The following is a 276-nucleotide window of genomic DNA, read 5'->3' as shown; positions in this document are numbered from 1 at the left end:
CGGTGAAGGATTTGAAGCTAAATACACTAAAAACATCGTCAGTGGCGCTACTTGTAATACCTGCCATGCAAAGGGTGAAAGTATTTATCATAGCTACACTGATTTAGAAACCTGTACATCTTGCCATACCAACGAAATGGCCATTGAAAAAGACAAGGTTCAAGTTGAGTTCAGTCACTTAATTCATAATGTTCATAACAATGCCAAAATGTATGGCCGCAACTTGGACAAGAGTGCAGAAGCAGCGCATGCGATAGTGCAAGATAATTGCACCAC

1 protein-coding gene is annotated in these 276 nt (G+C 40.6%); it reads left to right on the top strand.

All coding sequences use genetic code 11. The features are described from left to right. Positions 1 to 276: multiheme c-type cytochrome (locus AAEY88_RS13395; RefSeq protein ID WP_407074465.1), on the top strand; the 276-nt coding region annotated here is incomplete at both ends.

The organism is Psychrobacter sp. CAL346-MNA-CIBAN-0220 (genome assembly GCF_040309805.1).
Taxonomy (GTDB): Bacteria; Pseudomonadota; Gammaproteobacteria; order Pseudomonadales; family Moraxellaceae; genus Psychrobacter.
Note: the sequence above shows the minus strand (reverse complement) of the source record. Positions and strands in the feature narration are given on the sequence as shown.